The sequence below is a fragment of the Candidatus Bodocaedibacter vickermanii genome, assembly GCF_014896945.1.
Lineage (GTDB): Bacteria > Pseudomonadota > Alphaproteobacteria > UBA6184 > UBA6184 > Bodonicaedibacter > Bodonicaedibacter vickermanii.
In genome coordinates this window covers 304,950-330,637 of the sequence record NZ_CP054719.1, presented here as the reverse complement: position 1 = coordinate 330,637, position 25,688 = coordinate 304,950, and the positions used below count along the sequence as shown (strand labels likewise).

General features: G+C 40.2%; 25 protein-coding genes and 1 pseudogene. 21 read left to right on the top strand and 5 right to left on the bottom strand.

Annotated features, from left to right (window positions below):
* Window positions 1-213 precede the first annotated feature (213 nt).
* Window positions 214-1,896, bottom strand: coding sequence for an energy-dependent translational throttle protein EttA (gene ettA / locus CPBP_RS01555; protein WP_350332297.1), 1,683 nt, complete (start codon window positions 1,894-1,896; stop codon window positions 214-216).
* Window positions 1,897-2,025: 129 nt separating this feature from the next.
* Here ettA and CPBP_RS01550 point away from each other — a divergent pair, with 129 nt between their 5' ends.
* The 4 genes from CPBP_RS01550 (at window position 2,026) to CPBP_RS01535 (ending at window position 5,151) form a co-directional block, all read left to right on the top strand.
* A complete protein-coding gene (locus CPBP_RS01550) occupies window positions 2,026-2,619 on the top strand; it encodes a hypothetical protein (protein ID WP_350332296.1) in 594 nt (197 codons plus the stop codon).
* Window positions 2,620-2,714: 95 nt separating this feature from the next.
* Window positions 2,715-3,314 carry a leucine-rich repeat domain-containing protein gene (locus tag CPBP_RS01545; protein WP_350332295.1) on the top strand — a complete coding sequence of 200 codons (600 nt, stop codon included), beginning with the start codon at window positions 2,715-2,717 and terminating at the stop codon, window positions 3,312-3,314.
* Between the two features lie 46 nt (window positions 3,315-3,360).
* Window positions 3,361-4,038 (top strand): hypothetical protein, encoded by a 678-nt coding sequence (locus tag CPBP_RS01540; protein WP_350332294.1) that lies wholly within the window; start codon window positions 3,361-3,363, stop codon window positions 4,036-4,038.
* Between the two features lie 72 nt (window positions 4,039-4,110).
* Window positions 4,111-5,151, top strand: a complete 1,041-nt coding sequence (locus CPBP_RS01535) for a hypothetical protein (RefSeq protein WP_350332293.1) — start codon at window positions 4,111-4,113, stop codon at window positions 5,149-5,151.
* A 24-nt stretch (window positions 5,152-5,175) separates the two neighbouring features.
* Here CPBP_RS01535 and CPBP_RS01530 read toward each other — a convergent pair whose 3' ends face one another.
* Entirely contained in the window at window positions 5,176-6,012 is an 837-nt protein-coding gene (locus CPBP_RS01530; protein WP_350332292.1) for a hypothetical protein, read from the bottom strand.
* A gap of 110 nt (window positions 6,013-6,122) precedes the next feature.
* Between CPBP_RS01530 and CPBP_RS01525 the strand changes: the two genes are divergently transcribed.
* A complete protein-coding gene (locus tag CPBP_RS01525) occupies window positions 6,123-6,569 on the top strand; it encodes an NUDIX domain-containing protein (RefSeq protein ID WP_350332291.1) in 447 nt (148 codons plus the stop codon).
* Here the strand turns inward: CPBP_RS01525 and CPBP_RS01520 are convergent.
* Window positions 6,566-7,420, bottom strand: a complete 855-nt coding sequence (locus CPBP_RS01520) for a hypothetical protein (RefSeq protein WP_350332290.1) — start codon at window positions 7,418-7,420, stop codon at window positions 6,566-6,568. The genes CPBP_RS01525 and CPBP_RS01520 overlap by 4 nt on opposite strands.
* Before the next feature lie 89 nt (window positions 7,421-7,509).
* Between CPBP_RS01520 and CPBP_RS01515 the strand changes: the two genes are divergently transcribed.
* The 15 genes and pseudogenes from CPBP_RS01515 to CPBP_RS01445 all read left to right on the top strand — a co-directional run bounded on the left by CPBP_RS01515 (window position 7,510) and on the right by CPBP_RS01445 (window position 22,758).
* Window positions 7,510-9,066, top strand: coding sequence for a lysine--tRNA ligase (locus CPBP_RS01515; RefSeq protein ID WP_350332289.1), 1,557 nt, complete (start codon window positions 7,510-7,512; stop codon window positions 9,064-9,066).
* Window positions 9,067-9,088: 22 nt separating this feature from the next.
* On the top strand, window positions 9,089-10,105 hold the full coding sequence (locus CPBP_RS01510) for an ABC transporter substrate-binding protein (protein ID WP_350332288.1): 1,017 nt from the start codon (window positions 9,089-9,091) through the stop codon (window positions 10,103-10,105).
* A 79-nt stretch (window positions 10,106-10,184) separates the two neighbouring features.
* Complete coding sequence (locus CPBP_RS01505) at window positions 10,185-12,029, top strand: hypothetical protein (protein WP_350332287.1); 1,845 nt, start codon at window positions 10,185-10,187, stop codon at window positions 12,027-12,029.
* Window positions 12,030-12,429: 400 nt separating this feature from the next.
* Window positions 12,430-12,894 (top strand): 50S ribosomal protein L13, encoded by a 465-nt coding sequence (gene rplM / locus CPBP_RS01500; protein WP_350332286.1) that lies wholly within the window; start codon window positions 12,430-12,432, stop codon window positions 12,892-12,894.
* Window positions 12,894-13,391, top strand: coding sequence for a 30S ribosomal protein S9 (rpsI, locus tag CPBP_RS01495; protein WP_350332285.1), 498 nt, complete (start codon window positions 12,894-12,896; stop codon window positions 13,389-13,391). Before rplM ends, rpsI begins: the two co-directional genes overlap by 1 nt.
* A gap of 261 nt (window positions 13,392-13,652) precedes the next feature.
* A pseudogene (locus CPBP_RS01490) lies at window positions 13,653-14,270 on the top strand (aspartate/glutamate racemase family protein); the annotation flags it as partial.
* A gap of 152 nt (window positions 14,271-14,422) precedes the next feature.
* The gene (locus CPBP_RS01485; protein ID WP_350332283.1) at window positions 14,423-15,163 is read left to right on the top strand and encodes an MlaA family lipoprotein; all 741 of its coding nucleotides are present in this window, start codon (window positions 14,423-14,425) and stop codon (window positions 15,161-15,163) included.
* Window positions 15,160-15,852 (top strand): Tgt2/MlaC family protein, encoded by a 693-nt coding sequence (locus CPBP_RS01480; protein ID WP_350332282.1) that lies wholly within the window; start codon window positions 15,160-15,162, stop codon window positions 15,850-15,852. The genes CPBP_RS01485 and CPBP_RS01480 overlap by 4 nt, the downstream gene beginning before the upstream one ends.
* Window positions 15,853-15,854: 2 nt before the next feature.
* Window positions 15,855-16,655, top strand: coding sequence for a uracil-DNA glycosylase (locus CPBP_RS01475; protein WP_350332281.1), 801 nt, complete (start codon window positions 15,855-15,857; stop codon window positions 16,653-16,655).
* A gap of 88 nt (window positions 16,656-16,743) precedes the next feature.
* Window positions 16,744-17,220: a hypothetical protein gene (locus tag CPBP_RS01470; protein ID WP_350332280.1), complete on the top strand. Its 477-nt coding sequence runs from the start codon at window positions 16,744-16,746 to the stop codon at window positions 17,218-17,220.
* A 72-nt stretch (window positions 17,221-17,292) separates the two neighbouring features.
* Window positions 17,293-18,825: a hypothetical protein gene (locus tag CPBP_RS01465; RefSeq protein ID WP_350332279.1), complete on the top strand. Its 1,533-nt coding sequence runs from the start codon at window positions 17,293-17,295 to the stop codon at window positions 18,823-18,825.
* Window positions 18,826-18,848: 23 nt separating this feature from the next.
* Window positions 18,849-19,460: a ribonuclease HII gene (gene rnhB, locus CPBP_RS01460; RefSeq protein WP_350332278.1), complete on the top strand. Its 612-nt coding sequence runs from the start codon at window positions 18,849-18,851 to the stop codon at window positions 19,458-19,460.
* A gap of 130 nt (window positions 19,461-19,590) precedes the next feature.
* Complete coding sequence (locus CPBP_RS01455) at window positions 19,591-20,277, top strand: phosphatidylserine decarboxylase (RefSeq protein ID WP_350332277.1); 687 nt, start codon at window positions 19,591-19,593, stop codon at window positions 20,275-20,277.
* Window positions 20,278-20,293: 16 nt separating this feature from the next.
* A complete protein-coding gene (gene pssA, locus CPBP_RS01450) occupies window positions 20,294-21,043 on the top strand; it encodes a CDP-diacylglycerol--serine O-phosphatidyltransferase (protein WP_350332276.1) in 750 nt (249 codons plus the stop codon).
* 938 nt (window positions 21,044-21,981) lie between these two features.
* Complete coding sequence (locus tag CPBP_RS01445) at window positions 21,982-22,758, top strand: hypothetical protein (RefSeq protein WP_350332275.1); 777 nt, start codon at window positions 21,982-21,984, stop codon at window positions 22,756-22,758.
* 4 nt (window positions 22,759-22,762) lie between these two features.
* On the opposite strand, the gene tsaE is transcribed toward CPBP_RS01445, so the two are convergent.
* Window positions 22,763-23,179 (bottom strand): tRNA (adenosine(37)-N6)-threonylcarbamoyltransferase complex ATPase subunit type 1 TsaE, encoded by a 417-nt coding sequence (tsaE, locus tag CPBP_RS01440; RefSeq protein WP_350332274.1) that lies wholly within the window; start codon window positions 23,177-23,179, stop codon window positions 22,763-22,765.
* Window positions 23,176-25,020: an ABC-F family ATP-binding cassette domain-containing protein gene (locus CPBP_RS01435; protein WP_350332273.1), complete on the bottom strand. Its 1,845-nt coding sequence runs from the start codon at window positions 25,018-25,020 to the stop codon at window positions 23,176-23,178. Before CPBP_RS01435 ends, tsaE begins: the two co-directional genes overlap by 4 nt.
* Before the next feature lie 148 nt (window positions 25,021-25,168).
* On the opposite strand from CPBP_RS01435, the gene CPBP_RS01430 reads away from it, so the two are divergent.
* The gene (locus CPBP_RS01430) at window positions 25,169-25,660 is read left to right on the top strand and encodes a hypothetical protein (RefSeq protein WP_350332272.1); all 492 of its coding nucleotides are present in this window, start codon (window positions 25,169-25,171) and stop codon (window positions 25,658-25,660) included.
* The last annotated feature ends 28 nt before the right edge of the window (window positions 25,661-25,688 follow it).

The window sequence follows — 25,688 nt, the reverse complement described above, 5'->3', positions numbered from 1 at the left end:
CGATATTAACATTTGTTTTTAAGTGGAGTAGCGACGGCTTAGCCCTAATCGGATTCGGTATGCTTATCCAAAAAGTATTTAAATTTTTTGAAGGTAAAATTTGATCCCTTAGGGTTAAGACCTGGTAGCGCTTCTTTGCGCTATCCAGGTCGGGTGGGCGGGCTATATATGTCACCCGACCGAAGGGAAGGGTGTCTATAGCGTTAAGCTTCTTTAGGCGCGAACGAGAGGTTTGTATTTTATACGGCTTGGTCCAGCATAAGCATCACCCATGCGGCGTTTCAAGTCAGCTTCATAGTCAGCATAGTTTCCTTCAAACCATACAACCTGGCTGTCACCTTCAAAGGCTAAAATATGCGTCGCAATACGGTCTAAGAAGAAACGATCGTGGCTGATGATAACGGCACAGCCTGCGAAATTAAGCAATGCTTCTTCCAGTGAACGCAGAGTTTCAACGTCTAAGTCGTTTGTCGGTTCGTCTAATAACAATACGTTACCACCGGTCTTTAAGACTTTTGCAAGATGCACACGATTGCGTTCTCCGCCCGATAACATTCCAACTTTCTTTTGTTGATCTGTTCCCTTAAAGTTAAACCAAGACGCATACGCCCGTGATTTTATGGCTTTCTTTCCAATATAGACGTCTTCCTGACCATCGGAGATTTCTTCCCATACCGTTTTGTTGGGGTTAAGCGCATCACGGCTTTGATCCACATACGATAACTGTACGCTATCACCAATGCGCATCGTTCCAGTATCTGGTGTTTCTTGTCCTGTCATCATTCGGAAGGTTGTTGTTTTTCCGGCACCGTTTGGACCAATTACACCAACGATACCACCAGGAGGTAATCGAAACGCAAGTTTTTCAAACAGCATACGATCAGAAAATCCTTTTGATACATTATCAGCCTCAATCACCACATTACCTAGACGAGGGCCTGCCGGAATCGTGATTTGGTTCATGCTTAAATTTACATTTTGACTTTCAGCCAATAAGTTTTCATAAGCCGTAATACGAGCTTTGCTTTTTGATTGTCGTGCTTTGGGGGATTGTCGAATCCATTCCAATTCATCGGCCAATTGTTTCTGGCGGTCAGATTCTTCTTTCTGTTCTTGTCCCAATCGTTTTTGTTTTGCTTCTAACCATGCTGAGTAGTTACCCTCAAACGGAATGCCTTCACCACGGTCTAATTCCAAAATCCAGCTGACAACGTTATCCAAGAAATAACGATCGTGCGTGACCAGCACAACGGTTCCTTTATATTCTTGTAAATGGCGTTCTAACCAAGCTACAGATTCAGCGTCCAAATGGTTTGTCGGCTCGTCCAGTAACAATAAGTCAGGTTTTTGTAACAGTAATTTACATAATGCAACACGACGGCGTTCACCCCCAGATAGGGTTGAGACCGCACTATCACCTGGAGGGCATCGCAATGCGTCCATCGCAATTTCAACCGTGCGAGATAAATCCCATGCATTTGCAGCATCAATCTTTTCCTGCAGGTCGCCTTGTTCAGTGATGAGATCATTCATTTCATCATCGGTCATAGGTTCAGAAAACTTTGCTGTGATTTCATTGAAACGATCCACCCACGTAACAACTTCACCCAGACCCAGCATAACGTTTTGTTCAACCGTTAACGTTTCATCCAATTGTGGTTCTTGCGCCAAATACCCAACCGTTGCACCTTCTGCAGCCCAGGCTTCGCCGTTAAATTCTTTGTCCATGCCTCCCATGATTTTCATCAGCGTACTTTTACCTGAACCGTTCGTTCCGATAATACCGATTTTCACACCCGGTAGAAATGATAGCCAAATATTGTTGAGGACTTTCTTGCCACCTGGGTAGGCTTTAGATAGTTCCTTCATTACATATACGTATTGATAACTTGCCATTAATTTTAGTTCCTTTAGAATAATAAAAATTGTTTCTCATTTGTAAAGCAGATGCGCACAATTCGCAATTAGAAAGTTATAGATGGGGTGATAAATTATTAGCCAGCACATCAATATTAGGAGTCAGTTATGAGACACGCATCAAGGATTTTATCACTTATTGCTTTGGTCAGTGCAGTGGGAATGGTTGAGGGGGCAACGACATGCCTTCACCAACCTGTAGCGGTTGTTGATTTACATAAACAATGGATTGGGGTGTGGAACCTGGAAGAAAAGGTGGGTTCAGCGCTTTCCATACTTGCATCGGCTAGCTCATCGTGTGTTTCAATTGATCTGTCGAGTAATGTGATCAGAGATGAAGATATCTTAACGTTAATAGAGATACTTCAGTCGCACAATCTTATGGCTAAGATTTTAGGGCTTAACCTTTCTAATAATCGTTTAACATGGGAAGGTATAAATCTTCTTATTCCATTGTTAGCATCAGATAAATTTCAATGGTTGGATGTATCTGCAAACAATATGATGATTGATGACTTTCGCCAATTGTGGGAAGAAATAAGTAAAGCAGCGTCTTGTGAAGTATTAAGAGACCAGTGGGCTGCTAAGGTTGTACTGTTATCGCGAGACTATGATCCAAAAAGAGCTTTGTTAGCCCAACCTTTTGTTGACGCGCATCGACGATATTATTTCTCTAGTACTTATTTATTGGAAGGAGAATGAAGTGGAAATTTACATTAGCCCATAACAGTTGACTTTGTCTGTATTTAGACTATAAATAAAACATGGAGTATTGTTTTTACATATAGGAGAGTGTCATGAGAGATGTATCAAAGATTTTAACGTTTGCTGCTTTAATAAGTACTTTAGGAATGGTTGATGGCGCAGCTGCATGTCTTGAACAGCCTGTGGATGTCGATTTGCATGCCCAACGAATAGGGCTTTGGAATCTGGAAGAAAAGATTAACCCAGCTCTTTCAACATTCACAGCGGCTAGTTCATCAATAGTTTCCATTAATCTGTCTGATAATGTGCTTAGAGATGAAGATATTCATAAGGTGTTGGATATGATAGAATCCCACGGTATTCTGGCGAGAATGTCCATGCTTAATCTTTCTAATAATCGCTTAACCTTTGCCGGTGTAAAGGCACTTATTCCGTTATTGGCTTCAGAAAATCTTCAATGGTTAGATTTATCCATAAATAATCTAATGGTTGATGATTTTACTGCACTGTGGAAAGAAATAGATAGAGAAGCCTACAGGGCTTGTCCTACAGATGATGACGCATCTTATCAAGCATTGAGAGATCGATGGGCTGCTAAAGTTGTGTTATTACAAAAAGACTATCATGTTGAAAGATTCTGCTTAGCTAAGCCTTTTGTTGACGCGCATCGACGATATTATTTCTCTCGTTAAGCTTTTTTATAAAGATTTGCTTGTATTATAGGAGGAGGATGAGTTGATGAGCGCAAAGATTCGTAGGCTATTAAGCTGTTTATATAGTGTATTAATTATCTGTCAGGTCAGCTGTTTTGGAGCAGCAGCTGCGGCGGCGGCAGAAATGCCCTGTGAGCCTATGGGAAAACCAGGAGCCCCCTTAGGTACAGCGTGGGTCAAAGAATTAGAGCCGGTTCTAAAAGAATATCATCTGTCAATGGTTCAGAGGGAATTAGGTGAGTCTACACGTGCTGAAATTCAAACAAATATTGCTATGTTTGGATTAAATGTTCGAATGAGAGATGGAACATTTATTTCAATTTTAGATGAAATCTCTAAAACCTTTTTTAGTGGTGGAGTCATGTTGATGTATCCAGAAACTCAAAGTTTAGAAGATGTTCCTGCTAAACGAGTACGTCAAGGGGATAATCTTGGCAAAGCAGAGAAGAAATTAAAGGAGGCAAGATCGGAGCTTACAAAACATGCTGGAACCGCAGGATCGGACTCATCGAATGTTGAAGAAGCAGGTGTAAGGTTTGTAAGACTATTAACAGCGATTCGCCACTGTGATGCCGATGTAATGCAAGCTAGGGCGCTAGATTCTACGCTAGAGGAAGAAGAGGCTGACTATGCCTTGCCTATATTTAGAGATAATGTGAGATACAAAGACCATACCAATGCTATTTATGACATAGTTGGTTAGAGGAGATATTTTTTTATTTCTTATTAACGCCTAAAACCCTATAATTTTTGCAACACTTAGGGAAAAATAATAATGAAATTCAATCGTTACCTGCTATGCATGTCTACAATGCTTTCTATCTGTTTCGGACAAGACGAAGCCCCCATCTTATCACATACGGCGACATTGCGTGCCGCCATGCGTTTTGCAGTTGAAGTTCCCTTTAACAATGTTGCGTTGAATACAGTTCCAGACGGGTTAACTGTGCGTCAATCCATAGCACATATTCTAACACAAAAAGGAATTCTTGGGTTTTACAGTGGTGCCTCAATTGAAATTTTACGATCGGGTTTGTGGTATCTTAGAGTCCAACTTATGAATGATCCATGGCGTATTTCTGTTCCGTTCTGTGAGCTGGAGTATTATCGGCATGATGAGAATGGTGTATGGGATTTTTGGTTCGGTGCAAAACTTGAGACCCCCAGATTCGTATATCAGACCATTAGTGATAATGACTTGGGCGATACAGCTACACATTACAGAAATCTACATTTAGGTGATAATCCTTCAAAGGAGTTTATTAAAGCTGAAATCAAACGACGAGGCGGTTCTTATTTTGCTGCTCAATTAGGATTTATAGAACATGATAATAGCGTATCAGTTGCGACTAATTTAGCTGCATTTGAAATGGCTGTAATGCCACTGTTTCGGGTTAGAAATGCATTAATGTTGCACTCACGTCAGAGCATTTTAGATAACGCACAGCATGTTAGCAAAACACTTTATGCGGGGGGTACGTTAAGAGGCGGTATTACCTTTGTAAGCTGGTATACCTTTTTAAAGGCACAAGACTATGCGAAAGAGCATTGGAAGGATTGTCCGTTATTACAGGGGACCTTTACAACAGGAACACAAATGGTAGTTGGCGGTGTAGTAGCACCGTTATATGTCGTAATGATTAACCGTCAAAAACTAATAAATCCCTGTGATTTACCTTTTTTGGCGTCTGCCTGGAACACTTATCTAAAACAAGGCGCGCAGGTATTTACGCGTTCAGCAAAATTTGGAGCTGCCCATGCCGGCGTGCAAGCAGCTCTAACTGTAGGGGTACTGAGTCTATGCGGAGAAAAGTAAGCTTCGCGTCTTGGGTTTACAATATTATTGCGAAGGTCTTTTCTGAAGGAGAAAGTTCTGCGTATGGAATAATTTTTCTCTGCAAAAATCAGTCACCTTTTGTACGTAAAAGTTTTGTTTAGTTCTGTAAGGAGTTTGAACATCAGTACCAATACTTTTCGTAAGCGATAGCGCCTGGCCTAAGTATCTTAATTGGGCTGAGTTATCTTTTTTAATGCCGCATACGTTAGAGATTCCAATCAGCGTTGATACGTGAAAACAATGGAGCTTTTTTATTTGATCAGGTGAAAATAATGCCAGTTTTATAACCGTTTTATGGAATCTTAGGAGTTGCTGATATTGTTGCATTAAAGCTGAATGTTGTTGATCTGTAGAGCGCGCGCCAAGTCGAACATATTCGCTATTCAAAAAATCTTGTAAGTGTTGAAAAATTTTAGCAATCCTTTTGGGAGGCAATGGAGGGCTTGACGCAGAGAATTTTATATAGTTTTTTAGCAATTGATCAATGTAAGAGTGTTGATCGTGTGATAAAGTTAAGTTGCGTGTGTCGCATAACCTTTGAGTGTCTATCAAAAGAGTTTCTGACCGATTCTCGGATAATGGTGGGTGTTCGGTAAGATGATCTCTCATTCCTATAGGCGCAGGTGCCGACAAGGAATGATCAAGTAAGGGAACTTTTGCTATTGGAGGAAAAATAAGGGATGGAGCTGGGTGGACTGTCCGCGGTGCTTTCAGATTGTACGGGTTCCATTCAAAATAAGTGCAAGCTTGCTGGGGCTCCACAGCATTACCACTCTCTGTTGGTAGTGTCGCGTTTGCTATATTAATGATTAAAAACGTAAAAAATAGCGTAATTTTCATGAAACGTCTCCAAGGATATTGCTCTAATATTTTAGTGCTCATTTTAGTTGTGAGTTTAAAATAACTAATGTTATATCTGAAACACATTAATACAGCAAGAGAGACTATCAATGACATTAGACATGTATCCATTAATAGTGAATTTGATTTTAGAACGTGAGGGTAAAATCGTAATGATTTACCGTGAACATACAAAAGTATATCAACACGCCTATGCATTGCCGGCTGGTAAGGTCGAAAAAGGCGAGTCGTTAAAGCACAATATTATTCGCGAAGCTAAAGAAGAAATTGGCATTACCTTGCATCCTGACGATGTGTCGTTGGCAGTTACGTTATGGGCTAAGTATAACAATGAAGCTGGGGACAACATTGAAGATGTTGGTTTTTTCTTTAAGGCAAGTCGATATGAAGGTGAGGTCATTAATGCAGAACCCCATAAACATGGTCATATTAAATGGGTGTCGTTAAATGAGTTGCCAGAAAATACGTTAACGTTCACCCGAGTGGCCTTGGAAGCGTATCGAGATGGTAGAGATTATGTGGAGTATGTAGATTAATCGTAATTTTCTTCATCATATTTATAATACCAATCTTCTCGTAAGTTATCGAAAATAATTTTTGTTTGAGGTTGGATATAGCTGGGGAGATAGTGAAAGACTCCTGCGTCGGCTAGTCGTATAAGCTCAATTAAAAAATCTATAATCAAAGCCCGTTTTGCAAGCGTTTGCTGTTCTGTTAAAATTGATTCAATCAATTCAAATGCGCGTTGCAGTTGAACACGTTTGCGTTGATGAAAACTTTCAACAATAAAGACAGCAAAAGCTAACGTTTCGTGACGTGATGGTTGATATAGTGGGCTTGATTTTGCAACGTCTAAAAAATTTGGGAATGTTTGTTTTATCCGATTCAAAAATTGATCAGGTTTATACAGTTGAATGTTTAGGTTAAATTCTAAATCAGCAATAAGTGTGTTTAGACGATCCTTAGGTAAGATTCCATTAGAATCGTATTCTAATTCGATAAGATCATTTTCAAAGTTAAAAATTACGGTTGCTATGTCGGGTCGATATAGACGATTAGCGCGATATTTTGCATCTTCAAGGTGTTGTTTAAGTTCATTCAGTTCTACACATTCATTTTCTTTATAGAGTGTGAAGTAGCTGTGAATCCAATTAACTAAGCTTTTATCTCGTTTAAACTCTTGGTAGTGATAAAGGCTATCTTTTAGAATAGTTGTATCAACTGGCTCTGCAGCTTTTTCAGAAGAGGGAGATTTATAGAGTAATCCTTTTAATCTTTTAAAGAATTCATATTTACATGCATACAGAATGAGTGTGGTAATTCCAACAATAACAAGCAAACTTAAGAGTATTATTCGTTTCCAAACTAAAAAAGATTCGTAATTCATCGTTATTATCAAAAAAATATTGCAATTTGTTTATAAACATACCTTAATGCAGTTGGCAATAACTTAATGAGATTTGGAAAGGAAATATAATGAGTCAAATTATAGGTCGGTCATGGCCGTTTATCGAGGCGCAAAAGTTAGTCGAACGCTATCGTCAGGCACCACCTAAAAAAGGATATGTCTTGTTTGAAACAGGATATGGACCTTCAGGATTACCGCATATTGGAACATTTGGTGAGGTTGCGCGGACAACCATGGTACGCCATGCGTTTGAACAACTGTCAGATATTCCAACAAAATTATTCTCATTTTCGGATGATATGGATGGATTACGTAAAGTTCCAGATAATATTCCTAATAAAGAGTTAGTTGCCAAACACTTAGGAAAACCGCTGACAAAGGTACCAGACCCCTTTGAAAAATTTAACAGTTTTGGTGAACATAACAATGCGATGTTGCAATCGTTTTTGGATTCCTTTGGGTTTCAATACGAATTTCAAAGTTCAACACATTATTATACGAACGGATTGTTTGATGAAAAGTTACAAGCCGTATTGAATAATTATGATGCAATCATGGACATTATGCTGCCATCCTTAGGGGCAGAGCGTCAAGCAACATACAGCCCGTTTTTGCCTGTGTGTACACGTACAGGTGTTGTGTTGCAAGTTCCCATGATTGAACGTAACTCATCCAAAGGGACAATCGTTTATTTAGATCCTGAGACGAATGAAAAGATCGAAGTGTCTATATTCGGTGGAGCGTGTAAGCTGCAGTGGAAAGTTGACTGGGCAATGCGCTGGGCTGCCCTTGGCGTTGATTATGAAATGGCCGGTAAGGACTTGATTGATTCTGTAAAATTAGCCTCTAAGATTGTACGCGTGTTAGGCGGTCAAGCGCCTGAAGGATTTAACTATGAATTGTTTTTGGACGGTGAAGGTCAAAAGATTTCAAAGTCAAAAGGCAATGGATTAACCATGGAAGATTGGTTAACCTATGCTCCCCATGAAAGCTTGGCGTTGTACATGTTCCAATCGCCAAAGAGCGCGAAAAAGTTACACTTTGACGTAATACCCCGTCAGGTAGATGATTATTTAACGTGGATTGAGAAGTACCAAACGCAATCACCAGAAGAGCGTGTAGACAATCCTGTGTGGCATATTTATGCCGGTAATCCACCAAAACCAGAAAATGGTCCAAGTTTTAACATGTTGTTAAACTTAGCGGGTGTATGTAATACGGAAGACAAGGCTGTTTTATGGCAGTTTTTAACGCGCTATAATAAGGAGTTAACGCCTGAAAAAGCACCGTTTACAGATCGTTTAATGGCCTATGCGATTCAATATTATAAAGACTTTATTGTGCCAGCTAAACAATATCGTAATGCTGCGGATTTTGAGGTTGATGTATTGAATGAATTAGCAAACACCTTGGAAACTATGCTTGCTGATGCAACGGCTGAAGATATTCAGTTTCAGGTGTATGAGATTGGTAAAAAATACCCCTTTGAAGATCTGAAGGCTTGGTTTAAAGTATTATATGAAGTGTTACTGGGGCAAGAGCAAGGCCCAAGAATGGGATCCTTTTTTGCCCTGTATGGGTTGAAAGAATCCGTGAAATTAATTCGTGATGCAGTGTCACGATAGTCAATAAGGAGCAACTAAAAAAATGAAACGAATAAGAAAAATTGCTTTGTCAACGAGCGTCTGTACTTTAGGTTTATTAGGTACGTTGTGCGCCTTTGTATACGGTCCAGTTTGGTACGTGGTTAATGTGCCGACTCATCCTGCGATTGATGAAACGCGCGTTGGGATGATTCGGGAATTAAAGGCGCAAGGACTAGTTCCAGGTAAAACAGTGGATATCGACATTGAAAGTGATGGCGGCAACCTAATTAGCGTTCAAAAAATTGAAGATTCAAAAGCTAAAAAATTGAATAAAATTCATGTAGCTATTGGGACTAGTATTGCTCAAAGCGTAAAGAAGAATATGTCGCCAGAGTCATATTTGGTGTTTAGTTCGGTAACAGATCCAGTGGGCGCAGGTTTAATTAAGCACGCTGAAAAACCAGAAGGTCGTGTTACAGGCGTATCCAACGCTGTGCCGGCTTATCCTCAATTAAAGTTTTTTCATACCCTGTACCCAAAGATGAAAACGATTGGTTTCTTCTATAACCCAGCAGAGTCGAATTCTGTACATGTATTGCATGATGTTCAATCTGCTGCGGCTAAGTTAGGTTTGGAAGTAGTTCATGGTGTTGTTAACACTCCTAAAGATCTTGAAGCCGTTGCTGAGAAAATGAGTAAAGTGGACGCATTTTTCTCAAGCAATGATAATACGGTGGCATCAGAATTTGGCGATTTAATTCGTGAAGGGGATAAGCGGAAGATCCCCGTATTTACAAGTGATACTGCCTTAATCAAATATGGTGCATTGGCTGCATATGGTGTTAATCAACATGAAGTTGGGCGTGTTACCGCATTAATGGTGATTCGCTTGTTAAAGGGAGAATCTGTGGCAAATATTCCCATGGTAACGGTTAGCGAACCCAATCGTGTATTGAATGATCAAAAAGCAAAAATGTTAGGATTAACGTTTGATCCAGAGACGTTAAAACAAGTAGATAAGCACTGGCCAGAAGGTTGGTTTACTGATTTTAAGAATTGGATTAAAAATTTGTTTTAATTAGACACGTTTTTAGAAAAGCCTCCTTCGGGAGGTTTTTTTGTGGTTTAATATTATATGGTTAAATAAAGGAATAATAATGAAAAAGAAATCATATGTGATGCTGTTGTTAACGACAACCTTTTTAATTGGATGTGGGGGCAAAGATACCGGCGGAGCACCTGATGATGGTGGTGCCGGAGGAAATAATGGTAATTTAACTCAACAGGGTTCTGCCGAACAGACTGATGCTATGCCTAGATTTGATCCCGTTGCGTTGGCAGCTAAAGTAACAACTTTAGAGCAGCTGGAGATTTTGCCAGAGTTTAAAAAGTTAGAAGCTTGGATGAAGCCATATTGGGATGAGATTAATAATAAGACGCATTCAGATTTAGATACTTATGAAAAAAAACTGAAATATATCGATAGTTTTAGAGAGGTATATTACGCAAAAGAACTTGAAAGAGAGGCTGCAATGCAAATAATGATTAATGCAGCATCAGGTGGGCGATTTTTAGAGAGACCAACTCCAGATAAAAGTTGGTCAGAGTTGTCAGATTATGTTGAGTTTCGAAGTCAACTGTCAAAAAAACTACTAGAGCAAAATAGTAAGTTAGGCCGGTTTGATTTACCAACACAAAATAAAATCATAACTGAATTGGGTGTTTATCCCCCCGTAACTTTTGAGGATAAGGTTATTAATTCGTCTATTGAAGGTATTTTATTTAACTTTAAAGGGAGTGGAGTAGTTTATAGGTTTGATTTATATACGCAGCCTTTTGGGGTGGAGGCTTATGAAAGAGATACGATAGCAAATAATTATGTTGAGCAGAGATTTAACAAGGATTTGAATTATCCAACACTTATAGCAAGCATTAAACGTGTTTTTGATACTCGTGTAACTCCTGATGGATCAAGATATAAGATAGATAAAATTTCTAATGAAGGAATTGTTGCAGTTGTTAAAAGGCTTGCATACGATGGATGTATTAGACAAAACTTTTTAACTACTGAGGATAGAATAAAGTTAGTTAGCTCTAATATACCCTTTGATAAAAATGATTTTTATGTAGAGGAGATTTTATTTACCGAAAAGTTGGTTGTTGCTGAAATGATTAAGAGTGGAAGGTTTGGGGGCTTATTCAATTATTTGCGCGATAAAGTGAAATCATTTCCTAGTGGCGATTGGATAGCATTTTCAGCAGCGGAGTTTGATGCGTTAGTTGCAGCAGTTTCTCAATCATTAGCGGCTGATATAACACCTTCGACAATGGGGCGATTTGCTCGTCAAGGAGTAACTGGTATTGATGCAGCTCAATTACAGGTCAATGGTGTGTCTGCAGGCAAGGTTGAAATGGCATTGCCAATATCGATCAACTTAAAAGGTAAGATCGATGGATCTAAATCGACGGCTGGCACCAGCGGAACAATTGCCTATAAGATGGGCAGCACTGTGTTGGGAGTTGTACATGCCTATGCCAATAAAGGCGAAGGATTTGAGGTCGATAGCCATCAAGCTGAAACATCCGTCGCTGTGTCTCAATCAATGGGTAATGCCTTTATTGAAGGTCAAGTAGGGTACATTGGAACGCATCAGGTGCATACTGCAGACATGACAGGACATCGATATCAGTTGAGTGTTGGGTTTGATACAGAGTATGTTTCACCGTTTGTGCAAGTTGCATACAGAGACTTTGGAACTCAAACGGATAGTGTAGGGTATGTTGGGGCAGAGCTGAATATTGATAGATTAAAAGCTGATACATATTCGCTGGATACACATTTAACTGCAAAGACTGGAGTTAATTCAAAGGCAGAGTTTACAGGTAGCTTGGAATGGTCAGCATCATTAAACCTAAACAGTGGGGTTAGTTTCAAGACGGATCTGACATTGGGAACCGTTGAGGGATCAACGGTTGGATTAAATGCGAACGTATCAAGATAAGTATCTTTAACAATCAAAGGCCTCCTTCGGGAGGCAACGTGCCGTTGCATCCAATAGGTTAGATTAGATCGGATGTAATCCAATTAGTGGATGTTCTCTGGCGGCTCAAGCAAATCGCATAGCGATTTGTAGCGGCAATAGCCGCTTTGCGCATAAAGCGCCTTGAGCCGCATAGCTGCAGAGGTCGGCATCGATGAGAGATTTAATTCATAAAACAGATGTCACCATCATAATTTACGCCTTAAAATCCGTGTTTGATCACATCGGATCTGACCTAATGAGTCCAGGGTCACGCTGGTGGTATTATTATACCTCACTCAAAATAGCTCTATTTTATTGACATGGTGGCGGATATTCGTTAAAAGTAACTCAATACAGTATTAACATTAATAGGCGAATCATGAAGACATATTCAATGAAGGCCAGCGAAATCCAAAAGAATTGGATTATTATTGATGCAGAAAACCTAGTATTAGGACGTATGGCATCAATCGTGGCACGAATTTTAAAAGGTAAGCACAAACCAAATTACACTCCTCATATGGATTGTGGTGATCATGTTGTGATTATCAATGCAGAGAAAATTGCATTAACGGGCAACAAACGCGAAGATAAAATATATTACAGACATACTGGATATATGGGCGGAATTAGACAACGTACTGCAGGTCAAATTTTGGATAGCCGTTTTCCAGAGCGCGTTGTTGAAAAAGCGGTTGAACGTATGATTACACGTAACCCATTGGGTCGCGATTGTATGCGTGCATTGCATGTATACAAAGGTGCGGATCATCCTCATGGGGGACAACAACCTCAAAAGTTGGATATTGCATCCATGAACTCTAAGAATACAAGGAGCGCATAATGTCTGAAAAAGTTTCTTTAAACGAATTAAAAGGCGCTTTAAGCACGCCTGTTGTTGCATCAGTTGCAACGGTTGAAAAAAAGCGTGAGTATGTTCGCACCGTTGATAAATTAGGCCGTGCCTATGCAACGGGTAAGCGTAAAGATGCGGTTGCTCGCGTTTGGATTAAAGCTGGATCTGGTAAGGTCGTTATTAACGGTCAAACTCAGGAAGTATATTTCAAACGTGCTGTATTGCGCATGATGTTGAACCAACCTTTCCAAGTTACAAACCGTGAGAACAACTTTGACGTGATGTGCACTATTAAAGGTGGTGGTTTATCAGGTCAAGCCGGTGCGTTAAAGCATGGTATCAGTAAGGCTTTGGTTGGGTTTGAACCTGATCTTCGTCCAGTCTTGAAGAAGGAAGGTTTCCTAACTCGTGATAGTCGTGTGGTTGAACGTAAGAAATACGGTAAGCCAAAAGCACGTCGTAGCTTCCAGTTCTCTAAGCGTTAATTGGATTTATATCTTTCGAAAAAAAGGGGGCTTATGGCTCCCTTTTTTTTGTTATAGTGTTCATAGAAATTAAGGGGTAAACGTGTTATGAAAACAATAGGACTGCTTGGAGGAACTGGGTGGACGTCTACAATCGGATATTATATAGCTAGAGTAATTTAATTTGGGTACAGGAACGAGGGGCGACATGTACTAAAATGTACATTAGAAACCGAGTGACGCATACCCAGATTATAAGTAGTCAGCTATACATCATTAAATCAGTTGGTTGGAGAACGTTTGGGGGGATATCATAGCGCTAAAATCTTATTAAAAAGTATCGATTATCACGATATTATGATTAACTATGGAATTCACCACGATGTCGTTTCAACCTTATTAAAAAATGAGCTTTCTGAACTAATCGCATTAGAGCCAGATTGTATAATCATATGTTGCAATAGCTTACACAAATATTACGATATGATTAAGGTAGAGTTAAACACCTCGATACCCGTTATGCATGCCGTTGAGCTTGTAGCAAAGCATTTGAATAGTATTGATCAGAGATCAGAACTGTTGCTGGCCACAAAGTTTACGATGGAAGATGGATTTTTTGCGGAGACGTTACAACAACATAATATTAGTGTGACGTTGCCAGATCAGGGTGAGCGCGAGAGAATGGATCAAATTCATGCAGAGTTGATGCAGAATACGGTGACCCAGAAATCTAGAGATTACTTTGCAAGTCTAATTAAAAAATACCAATCATCAGGAGTGGTAATTTGGGGGTGTACAGAATATCCATTGGTAGTGGATTCAACTAATTCAGTTTTACCTATTGTGAATCCAATATGTTTGCAAGTTAGCGCAGCTGTGAATTATGCGTTATCGATATAGTCGTTGCTAGTGGTAGTAGCTGATAGCCAACACACCCTTCGGCAGCTATTGTAATACCGGCTAAACATAAACACTTTGACGTATATCCTCTTTTATTATAGGTTTCTTAATTTTTTTTTGGTACAACTGATCTAGGATTAAGTGTTGTGTTGATGATAGAAAATAAGCATATCAAAGGCTGGGCATGTGGTTTCCTAATGTTGGGGATATCTGCCTGTGAATCGCCAATTGTTTCAGAAGAGGCTGCATCTATTTCGACCGATGATTTCGGAGCGGAAGAACATGCGGATCCACTGGATGGATTTAGCCGAGCCATGATGGAACTGAACTTCTTTTTGGACGATTATCTATTGCAGCCTGCCGCGACTGCGTATAAGGCTTTAACGCCAGACTTTGTTCAAACAGGCGTTGGTAATTTTACTCAATATGTTAAACTTCCTTTTTATATGGTCAATGATATCTTGCAATGGAAAATCGATCGTTTTGCTCAAAATTTCTGGGTAATGACGGTCAATACATTTACAGGCGTTGGTGTTGTTAATGGCGCAGGATATTTTGATGTGTATGCAAAACCGAATGATTTTGGAATGACATTACATACCTGGGGGGCGGGTCCAGGATTTGAGGTTACATTGCCATTCTTAGGACCAACTTGTTTTAGAGATGCTGTTGGCAGTATCGTAGGATTGGTAATAGATCCTGTAAGTATCGCTGCGAATTATAATGACTATCGCTGGGCTAATTACGGTATAACGGGGCTGGGGTATGTACATAGTCGATCGGGATATTTAGGACAACTTGAAAGTTTACGAAAAGAATCGTATGATCCCTATGTAACGATTAAAAGTATTGTTGATCAAAAACGAGCATCAGAATTAAAGGAAAACGAATGAAAAAAGCAATTTTAAGTATATTTGCGGCTGTTATGTTGATGACATCATCCACAGCTGCAGTTAATCCAGCACAAGCTAAAGAGTTTATTTCAAAATTGATTTCTGAGGGCATTCTGTTTTGGAAAGATAAACCCTATGATGAGCAAGTTGTTAAATTTAGAGAAGTGATGGAAACTAAATTCGATTTAGATGGCATTGCTAAACGTACGATTGGTGAAAAGTTGTGGGGATATATGGATACAAAGCAACGATCCCACTATGTTGCAGCGTTTCGCCAAATGTTACTGAATCGATATTCGAAAAAGTTTAGCAACTATGGCGGTCAAAACATCATAGTGATGGATGCGAGCCCCTCTGTAAAAACGTTTCCGATTGGTGTTGATTCGCCAGAACCTCAACCGCAAATTGTGGTAACGTCTGAATTGCGCAATTCGGGTGGATCGCCTACAAAAATTGAATGGTTTGTTGGTGAAGAAAATGGCAAGCCTACAATTACTGATATCACCATGGCGGGGCCTAGCATGGTATCAACGGAGCAAGCAACGTTTACAGGGATTCAACGTAGTCCAGAGAATTTAAAAAATGCTAGAGAGACCTGTAAGAATGCGGGTGCTGGCATGAATAAATGTGTGGCGGATCAATTGACACAAGAAGTTATGAAATATATGTTGTCCGGTAATAGTAATTAGTGATGAAAACAAATTCTGATCTTAAATCATTATTGGAAACGTTGCAGTTCTTATATGATTCGGGTGAGGTGGATGTGCTGGATGCATCACCTGTCAACCGTTTAAATGCAATTAAAGAATCGAAACCCGCACCAGTTGCACCGTCCGTGGAAGAATTGCAAGATATTAAATTATTAGAAAAAGTATCGAAAACTGAGGCTCGCCGTAAAGCGGAAGAACTTGCGTATAATGCCAATACATTAGACGAATTGTACAAAGCACTGCTGTCGTTTGAAGGATGTTCATTAAAAACAACGGCGATTAACACTGTGTTTTCTGATGGTGTTTCAACAAGTGACGTCATGTTTGTGGGTGAAGCCCCTGGTGCAGATGAGGATCGACTTGGGAAACCATTCGTGGGACAAAGTGGTCAGCTGTTGGATAAGTTTTTAGCGGCAGCGGGGTTTAGTCGATCAAAGAATGTCTATATCACGAATACGATACCGTGGCGCCCGCCAGGGAATCGCCAGCCGACTCCTGAAGAAAATTATATCTGCATGCCGTTTTTAGAACGTCATATCGAATTGGTGCAACCCAAGATGATCGTTATGTTGGGTTCAACCGCCTTAAAAACGCTCCATAATCCAAAAGAGGGGATCGTAACCCTACGCGGAAAATGGATGCCGTACACCACCAGCCATAAAGGCTTTACCGTAGATACTCTGCCAATCTTTCATCCCGCATTTCTGTTGCGTTCACCCAGTCAAAAACGTTTGTTCTGGCGTGATATATTAAGTGTGAGATTGAGGTCAGAAACTGTTTAATTATTTGAGTAAATATTCTCCTTGACAAAGTCAAACAGGGGGGGGGGTATTTTGACATTTGAAGCTTATTATTTGAAAGGAGATTCTAATGAGTGTTTCAAATGTTCTAAAATTATTATCGGTTATGTTTGTGGTGGGAATTAGCGGAGTGCAAGGTTCTCTCATACACAGTCATCTTATAGAAAGTAATATGCAATTTTTAACAGTACGGATCAGTGAAGTTAATGTAACTTTATATGAGTATTATGAACCACTGCCAGTTGCGACAATTCCTTTGAATATGATTATTGGTGGGCGTTTAACACAATCTGAAATCATGCAAAAGCTAGATGAGGGAGCTATTCTGGTTGTCAATAAAAATGAAAGCAATCATTATGCATTGTATTTCAAGCGGTCAAAAAGCGAAAACACAGGCTTTCACTTGGGAACGTATGATACTTCTCGAGCTTCAGCAAGAATGGTTTCAAGAGGAAGTGCTGGTTGTTGCGATGGTGGAGTTCCAATCCCCAGAGGTCATCGTGGGCAACCGCGGACGCCTGACTGGAATCCATATACAAACAAATAACTAACAAACAACTTGACAAAACGTACCTAGTCCGGGTACGTTCTGCTTTAAATTTTAAACAGGAAATCATCAATGAAATTAAGACTAGCGCTTGGGGTTGTTGCATTAATGGCAATAAACCACGCAGCAACATACGGAAATGCCTTTAAACCCATTGTCAAAACATCTGAACGAACCATCAGTTTGGATTCAGGATATTTGCCAGCACAGAATTCTAACCGTGGAATGGCTGGATTTAATACGGAAGTATTAATGGGTTTGGGTGCCGCCTATGATGCGGGGTATTCGTATTTCCAACCTGAAAATTCTGTAACACGGGCGTTATATTATGGTGGATTTTGGTTGGCATCGTTTCCAATCGCGGCATCGACGGTTGTAACATTTCATGAATTTGGACATGGCAGCCGTATGTATAGTTTTGGGGAAAAGCCTGTATATGTTCATGCGCTAGGCGAATGTAATAACTATTTTTCAGAATGGGGTGCGTTAGCCTTTAATGGATATTTTGTGTTACCCATGGTTGGACGTTTTGGTGCGGCTGCACGACCAGATTTAGATTTAGATACTATTGAAAAACATTATGATCATTTAAAAAATTATGTGGATTTGGATAAGGCAAAGAAATACACTCACTATGCTGAAAAATGTAAAGAACTGAACAAGAAAATTAAGGATGATAAAAAACTATTTGAACATTACAAAGAATCGCAAAAGCTATTAAAAGATCAACAAAAAGACTATTTAAAAAAACGGTTCTCTGATGATGAAATTGAAACATTCGACTTTTTTTCTGAGGACGATATAGGTAAAAACAATCCCTTATCTCCGGAAGCCACAGGAATTATTGTAGCTGGTGGATTAAATAACAACGTGTATATGGCGCAACGAATTGAAGATGCAATTTGGTTCGGTCAAGGTCAGCACATGCAGTTAACGACGAATTATTTTAAGGATAAAGCCTCAACGTTTATTCAGGTATTTGAAGGATCTTTCATAGCTTATTTGCAGGGTGAAAATCCGTCTGAAGGAATTTCAGATCACAACAGAGTGGTTAAGGTTTGGGATGAACATTTAGATATTCATGTCAGCCGCACGGAACTGCAATTATATTCAATACTATCTTATTTTTTGAGCGCGCAAACCTATATGAACCTGTATCAAGTCTACCAAACGTGGACTCAGGGTGAAACACAGGTGTACCCTGCTGAATGGAAAGGATTCCGTTTGCCCAATGTCAGTTTATATTTAACAACAAAAGGGCCCACATACAATGTTCGGACAGGGTACCGTTGGGATAATGATTTATTCTTAATTGCTGGGGCAGAGTTTGTCTTGTCTGGAAAACAACAAGTTGAAGGAACCTTAGGACTCCGAAAAGTATTCCCAGATCTGGGGAATATGTATGTTCATGCAGAGGCTGTCTTTAACCAAAAAGCAGTTGGGGGAACGGTGTCCATCGGTGGAACGTTCAATAAACTGATCACTGCAGAGGTAGGTGTTTCATATCACGATAACGATACATTCTATGGCGAACGTCATATTCCGTTTCTTTGGAAAGGTTCAACAGATATTGAAGCGTGGGCAAAGATTGGTGTACAGTACTAATTCATATTTAGTATCGGTGTATCATGCCAACGTTTAATTTAGAGCGATCTCATAACCGTCCCGCCATCGGTATTGATGAAGCGGGGCGGGGGCCGTGGGCAGGGCCTGTCGTTGTTGCGGGGGTTATGTTCAAATCTTATGATGATCTGCCGGATTGGGTGTTTCAGCTAAATGATTCCAAAAAACTATCCCCGAAAAAACGACACGATTTGTTTGTGAAATTGCTGGATGCGAGTGAGTATCTAACATACCATATTGAAACCATTGATGTAGCAACCATTGATCAACTGAATATTTTTGAAGCCACCATGACGGGCATGCGACGGTGCATTCAAATGTTGCGAACGGATGATGAAGTTGTTCTGGTCGATGGTAACCGAAATCCTGTTAAAGAACCCTGGTGCTATCCCATTATTAAAGGTGACGGTATCAGCCTGTCCATCGCTGCAGCGTCAGTTCTGGCCAAAGTTTATCGCGATAACTTAATGACACAGCTATCTATTCAACACCCCCACTATGGTTGGGAAACAAATGCCGGCTATGGAACAACGCATCATCAGCAAGCCCTAAAAACTCACGGAATTACCGCCCATCATCGAAAAAGCTTTGCGCCAATCCGTGCTCTGAGTGTATAGTGCGATTACTGTGGGTTAGGATCTGGTAGCGGCTCTATACGCTATCCAGATCGGGCGGGTGGGTTATATATGTCACCCGACCAACGGAAGGGTCCTATAGCAATAATGAATAATTTAATGGAGTACAACTATGTTTGATCGATTTCTAGTTCCAATTCACCGCGAAGGTTGGCCGTTTGTTGCAATCTTTGCAGGTGTTACGTTTATCTTAGCATTAATGTCCACCTTCCTTGGCTTTGTGGGTGCTATCTTAACCGTGTGGTGCTATGCCTTTTTCCGCGATCCCGAACGCATTACGCCTATCGGAGATAACTGGGTTATTAGCCCAGCTGATGGTGTTGTAACCGCTATTGAAACGGTTAGCATTCCAGACGAATTGGAAATGAAAGAAAAAACGTGTACTCGCATCTCAATCTTTTTAAGTGTCTTTGATGTGCACATTAATCGTGTGCCGTGTGCTGGCACCATTAAAAAAATCTGGTATTACCCAGGATCATTCTTAAATGCAAGCCTAGATAAAGCCAGCGAATTCAATGAACGTCAAGCCTTTAAAATTGTAACCCCAGATGGTAAAGAAGTAGGATTTGTCCAAATCGCCGGATTAATTGCACGACGCATTGTTAGCTTTGTAAAAGAAGGTGATTCTATGCAAACAGGACAACGGTTCGGTCTTATTCGTTTCGGTAGCCGTATGGATGTTTACCTGCCCAAAGGTGTTGCTCCCCTGGTTATCAAAGGACAAAAAATGATTGCCGGTGAAACCATTCTTGCAGACTTAATGATCAAAGGTGAAGCACGTGAAGGTCAAATCCGATAAACTAAAAAAACGGTTAATGAAGATACCTTTTAAAGGATATCCCGTTACGCGATTCATTCCCAATATGACAACTCTGTTAGGGTTATGCATAGGCTTAACAGCCGTATACCATGCCTTGCATTCAGATTGGGAAAGGGCACTGTGGTATGTTGTTGTCGCCACTGTGTTTGACGGTATGGACGGAAGGCTTGCCCGATTTTTTAATGCATCGTCCAGATTTGGTGCTGAATTAGATTCCTTATCCGATTTCGTAACATTCGGTGTTTCGCCTGCGTTAGTTGCGTATTTTTATTCTCTTCATGGCTTAGGCAGACTAGGTTGGGGCGTTGTCTTATTCTTTTGTATCTGCGCAGGTTTACGATTAGCCAGGTTTAATATCATGAGCCTTGATGTAGAAGAAGATCCGACCTTAATTAAGTTGCAAAAGAAATACTTTTCCGGCGTTCCTATGCCAGCGGCAGGATTGTTAATGCTGGTTCCAATCATGGTTGAGGTAGATACGGGTTATGGTATCCATAGTTTAATCTATGCTGTGTTTGGAATAGGTGTGGGTTTATTGATGGTCAGTAAAATACCAACCTTTGCATTCAAAGGAATGAAAATTCAACCCCATCAAATTATTTTTTTGTTAGGAATTATCGGCGTCTTTGTTATTGGTATTATGACGCGCCCATGGTTAACATTACCCATTGTTGGGTTAGTATACCTCATTTCATTTTTCTTTAGCTTAACGGCATATCGAAAAGATATAGCCAATCATGGATAAAATGAACGTGCTAAAACTGGGGGCATTCCTGTGTTTTCTGCTTAAAACCCGTGTCAGATCACATCGGATCTATCTCAAGAGTACAGCGTCACGCTGTGCATTTTTCTTTAGCTTAACGGCATATCGAAAAGATATAGCCAATCATGGATAAAATGAACGTGCTAAAACTGGGGGCATTCCTGTGTTTTCTGCTTAAAACCCGTGTCAGATCACATCGGATCTATCTCAAGAGTACAGCGTCACGCTGTGCATTTTTCTTTAGCTTAACAGCATACCGAAAAGATATAGCCAATCATGGATAAAATGAACTTGCTAAAATTGGAGGCATTCCTGTGTTTTCTGCTTAAAACCCGTGTCAGATCACATCGGATCTATCTCAAGAGTACAGCGTCACGCTGTGCATTTTTCTTTAGCTTAACGGCATATCGAAAAGATATAGCCAATCATGGATAAAATGAACGTGCTAAAACTGGGGGCATTCCTGTGTTTTCTGCTTAAAACCCGTGTCAGATCACATCGGATCTATCTCAAGAGTACAGCGTCACGCTGTGCATTTTTCTTTAGCTTAACAGCATACCGAAAAGATATAGCCAATCATGGATAAAATGAACGTGCTAAAATTAGAAACATTACTGTGTTTTCTGCGTAAAATCCGTGTCAGACCACATCGGATCTACCTCAAGAGTACAGCGTCACGCTGTGCATTTTTCTTTAGCTTAACGGCATATCGAAAAGATATAGCCAATCATGGATAAAATGAACGTGCTAAAACTGGGGGCATTCCTGTGTTTTCTGCTTAAAACCCGTGTCAGATCACATCGGATCTATCTCAAGAGTACAGCGTCACGCTGTACAACGCGATTAAATAGTTCTTGATTCTAAGTTTCATACAGGATACCACTTATAAAGTAGATATGTATGTAATTAGGAGATTGCAGATGAAACTATTAAATTACTTATTTTTTGTATTCGTGTGGCTGTCAACGTCGTGTACTGGTGCGTTCCCTGAAATTGCATCCCATGCAGACTGGACAGAAGTTCATAATATATCAGCCATCGCTGCCCATGCCCCCGAATCAAAAAAAGGGGTTTTTTTAATCGACGCGGATGAGGTGTTGTTTACGACAACCGTTGCCGATGGGGCGCCAATATTAGTGCGGTTGCATGATGATTTAGAAGGTTTGTTTTCCGCAATTCGACATACAGGGCACAGCGTATATATTCTAACATACAATAAAGCAGCAGAAATTCGCATGAAGCTATCAAAAGTAGGGCTTGATGAAACATTCTTTGATGGAATTCTGTCGTGTGAAATGACGGGAGATGTTATGACGGCAAAAGGGGATTTATTAAGACGACATGTTGCAGAGTCTTCGAAGACCTATGATTTTGCAGTCTTTATCGATAATTTTCCACCCTTTGTTCGGAATGTGCAAACTGTGGCACAAGAGTTAGGTTTGCCGTTACATGCATATTTATGTACAGGATATATTCCATTATACCATGAGTATGTCTATCACCATTTAAGCAAGTTGCAAAAAGGCTTAGCACAGGAGAGCGATACGGCGACTGCTCCCGTGGAACGTATTGCGAAAAGCTTAGCTAAACATCGTATCGATCTTGATACGTTTTTAACGGCATATCCTGATGCTGAGAGTTTTATAAAATGGGCACAAGAAAATGAATTAATTTGGCCTTATTTAACTTATTTGTAATTGCTTAAGGGGCGCTGATGGTAATCGATCTGTGCTCTGGATTCGTGGTTGTTTCTAACATTACACGGTAATGTTTTGGAGTGTACACATTCCTCATGTTTTGAGGCCATTCGATAAAGGTAATACCCTGATCGAACGCTTCATCCATTCCTAATTCTAGGACTTCTTCTGGATCATTGATGCGATATAAGTCGTAATGCCAAATGGGTGGGATTGAGTCATAGGTTTGCACAAGCGTGAATGTGGGGCTTGGGACAGCTTCATCGTGTCCCAATATTGACTGAATGGCAGCACGCACAAACGTTGTTTTACCGGCGCCAAGGTCACCCATCATATATACAACGGCGCCTTTGTTTAACGTTCTAACAAAGTCAGAGGCTAATGATTCTAATTCAGATAGCGAGACGGTTTTTGCGATCATTCTTCTGATTCCTCTTTGAGGAGTTCCAATTCTAACCATTGTTCTTCGGTTTCCATAAGTTGGGTTTGAGCATGATCCAATTCTGCGGATACTTGATTAAAACGATCAGGGTTAGATTGAAACAGCGTTGAATCCGCCAATTTATCTTCATAGGTTTCTATTTTAGATTTTAGGGTTGTGATTTTCGCACTTAATTCTTTCAACTGATGTTGTTGTTTAAATCCAAATTTACGAGCAATCGTTTCTGATTGAGGTTGAGATTTAGGCTTAGAAGCTGGTTTTTTTGCAGGATTTAATATGCGTGAGAAATCTTTTTCACCATTGTGCAGTTGCCATATAAAGTCTGAGTATCCACCCGCAAATTCAGCAAATTCTCCACTCGGCAATATGGATATAGTGCTGGTGACTAAACGATCCAAAAAGTCACGGTCATGACTGACCACAATTAATGTACCTTCGTAGTCGCTAAGGATATCGACCAATAGATCAAGCGTGTCAGAATCTAAGTCGTTGGTCGGTTCGTCAAGAACTAAAATGTTCGTGTTTTGAGCCAAGATTTTGGATAGCGCAAGGCGGTTCTTTTCTCCACCCGATAAGCTACTCACAGGGGATTTAATTTGATCAACATCAAACAAAAAGTCTTTTAAATACGCAACCACATGGCGATGACTTCCGCCGACCGTAAGGTGGTCACCCCCGCCTGGGCATAAAGTGTTCCATAAAGTGTCTTTGTCGTTTAAATCATGATGATTCTGTTCAAAGTACCCAATGGATAGGTTTGTCCCCAATCGGATGGTACCTTTTGTTGGATCTAATTTTTTAAGCAACAATTGCACCAACGTCGATTTACCACTGCCATTGGGGCCAAAAATTCCAATGCGATCACCGCGCAGTATTTTTGTGGAAAATGGTTTTACAATTTGATTCTCATTGCCATTTGCATCGATATAGGTTTTTGTGGCTTGTTTGGCTTCAATCACTAAGCGACCGCTGGTTTCATCCTGGCTTGCCGTTACATTAATTTTCTTTCCACCTGAAAGCACGGCAGCGCGATCTGAACGTAATTGATGTAATCGGGATAGACGTCCTTGGTTACGTTTACGTCGGGCTGTAACACCGCGATGTAACCAATACAATTCTTGATCCAGTTTCTTATCCATGCGCTCTAACGCTTTTTCTTCATTTTCCAACAGCTCTGTTGACCAGGTTTCAAAGTCACCGTATCCTCGGCTCAATTCTTTTATGGATTGACGATCCAACCACCATGTCTTTCTAGACACCTGTTTTAGAAAAGCTCTATCGTGGCTGATGACAACGATGGCGCCAGGAAATGATTCAAACTCTTTTTCCAAAAACTCAATCATTTGAATATCCAAATGGTTTGTGGGCTCGTCCATCAACAAGACGTCAGGGTTCGACGCAAAAGCGTAAGCAAGGGCAACACGGCGGCGTTCACCTCCGGATGTTGAATCCACCAGCCAATCGGCTTTTGCTTGAAACTTATCTAGCATTGCCTGTGCATAATAAGTCATGTCTTTTTCAGGATCTGTGGAACGATCAACGCCGGATAGAACTAGTTCCAACGCCGTTTGTTCGGGTTTCCAAGCGATGTTTTGAGGAAGATATCCAATACGAGTTCCCGGTTGAATAAAGATTTCGCCTTCATCCAATTCAAGCTGATTCATCAACGTTTTAAACAGCGTCGTTTTTCCAGAACCATTGCGCCCAACCAAGGCGATTCGATCCTTTGGATATACGTTCAACGTGACATCGTGGAATAATACTTTAAGTCCAAATTGAACATGAATGCTGCGCAGGGAAATTAAGGGTGTATCCGACATCTATTTACCATAATTAATTGCCTTATTATATGCAGAATCGTTGAAGATTCAAGCTTATAAAGTTGAATAAAACTGAAGACTGCCTGCTAATCGCTTGTTAAGTTTTCCAGCTTATGATAACTAGTGGTAAAAAAAAAGGTGTTTGTTTATGTTAAAACAATTATTACTCGCTACCAGTCTTCTGTCTATTACTTACGGCGCGAATTCTCCGATGATCCCTGAAGATACAACCAGAGATGATATCCAACAAGGCTTAGCCACAGATGTTGTAGATTCACAAGCAATATCTTCTGCCGTATCGAACCTGCGCTTAAAGTTATTTACTCAGAACACTCCTCTATCAGAGATGGCAAAGTCTATGGAAGAAATCGCTGATTTAATGAAAGATGTTAATATTCAATTTAGAGAGGTTGGTGGTGGAGATAATGACTTTAAACTGACGAATACAATTGAATTTGAGCCTAAAGAAATAGAGATTTTTTTTCAAGAACGACCAATACACCTATTACGGGTAGCATTATCGTTATTTAGCGATCCTGAATTTAAGCCATCTAAAGGGTTTATCCTAAACTTTTTTTCAGTGATACTTTCTCAGGAGCTAACCCCACAACTGTTGAAAGTGATCAGAAGAAGTGTTTAACGATATTAAAATCACCCACTTAAACACC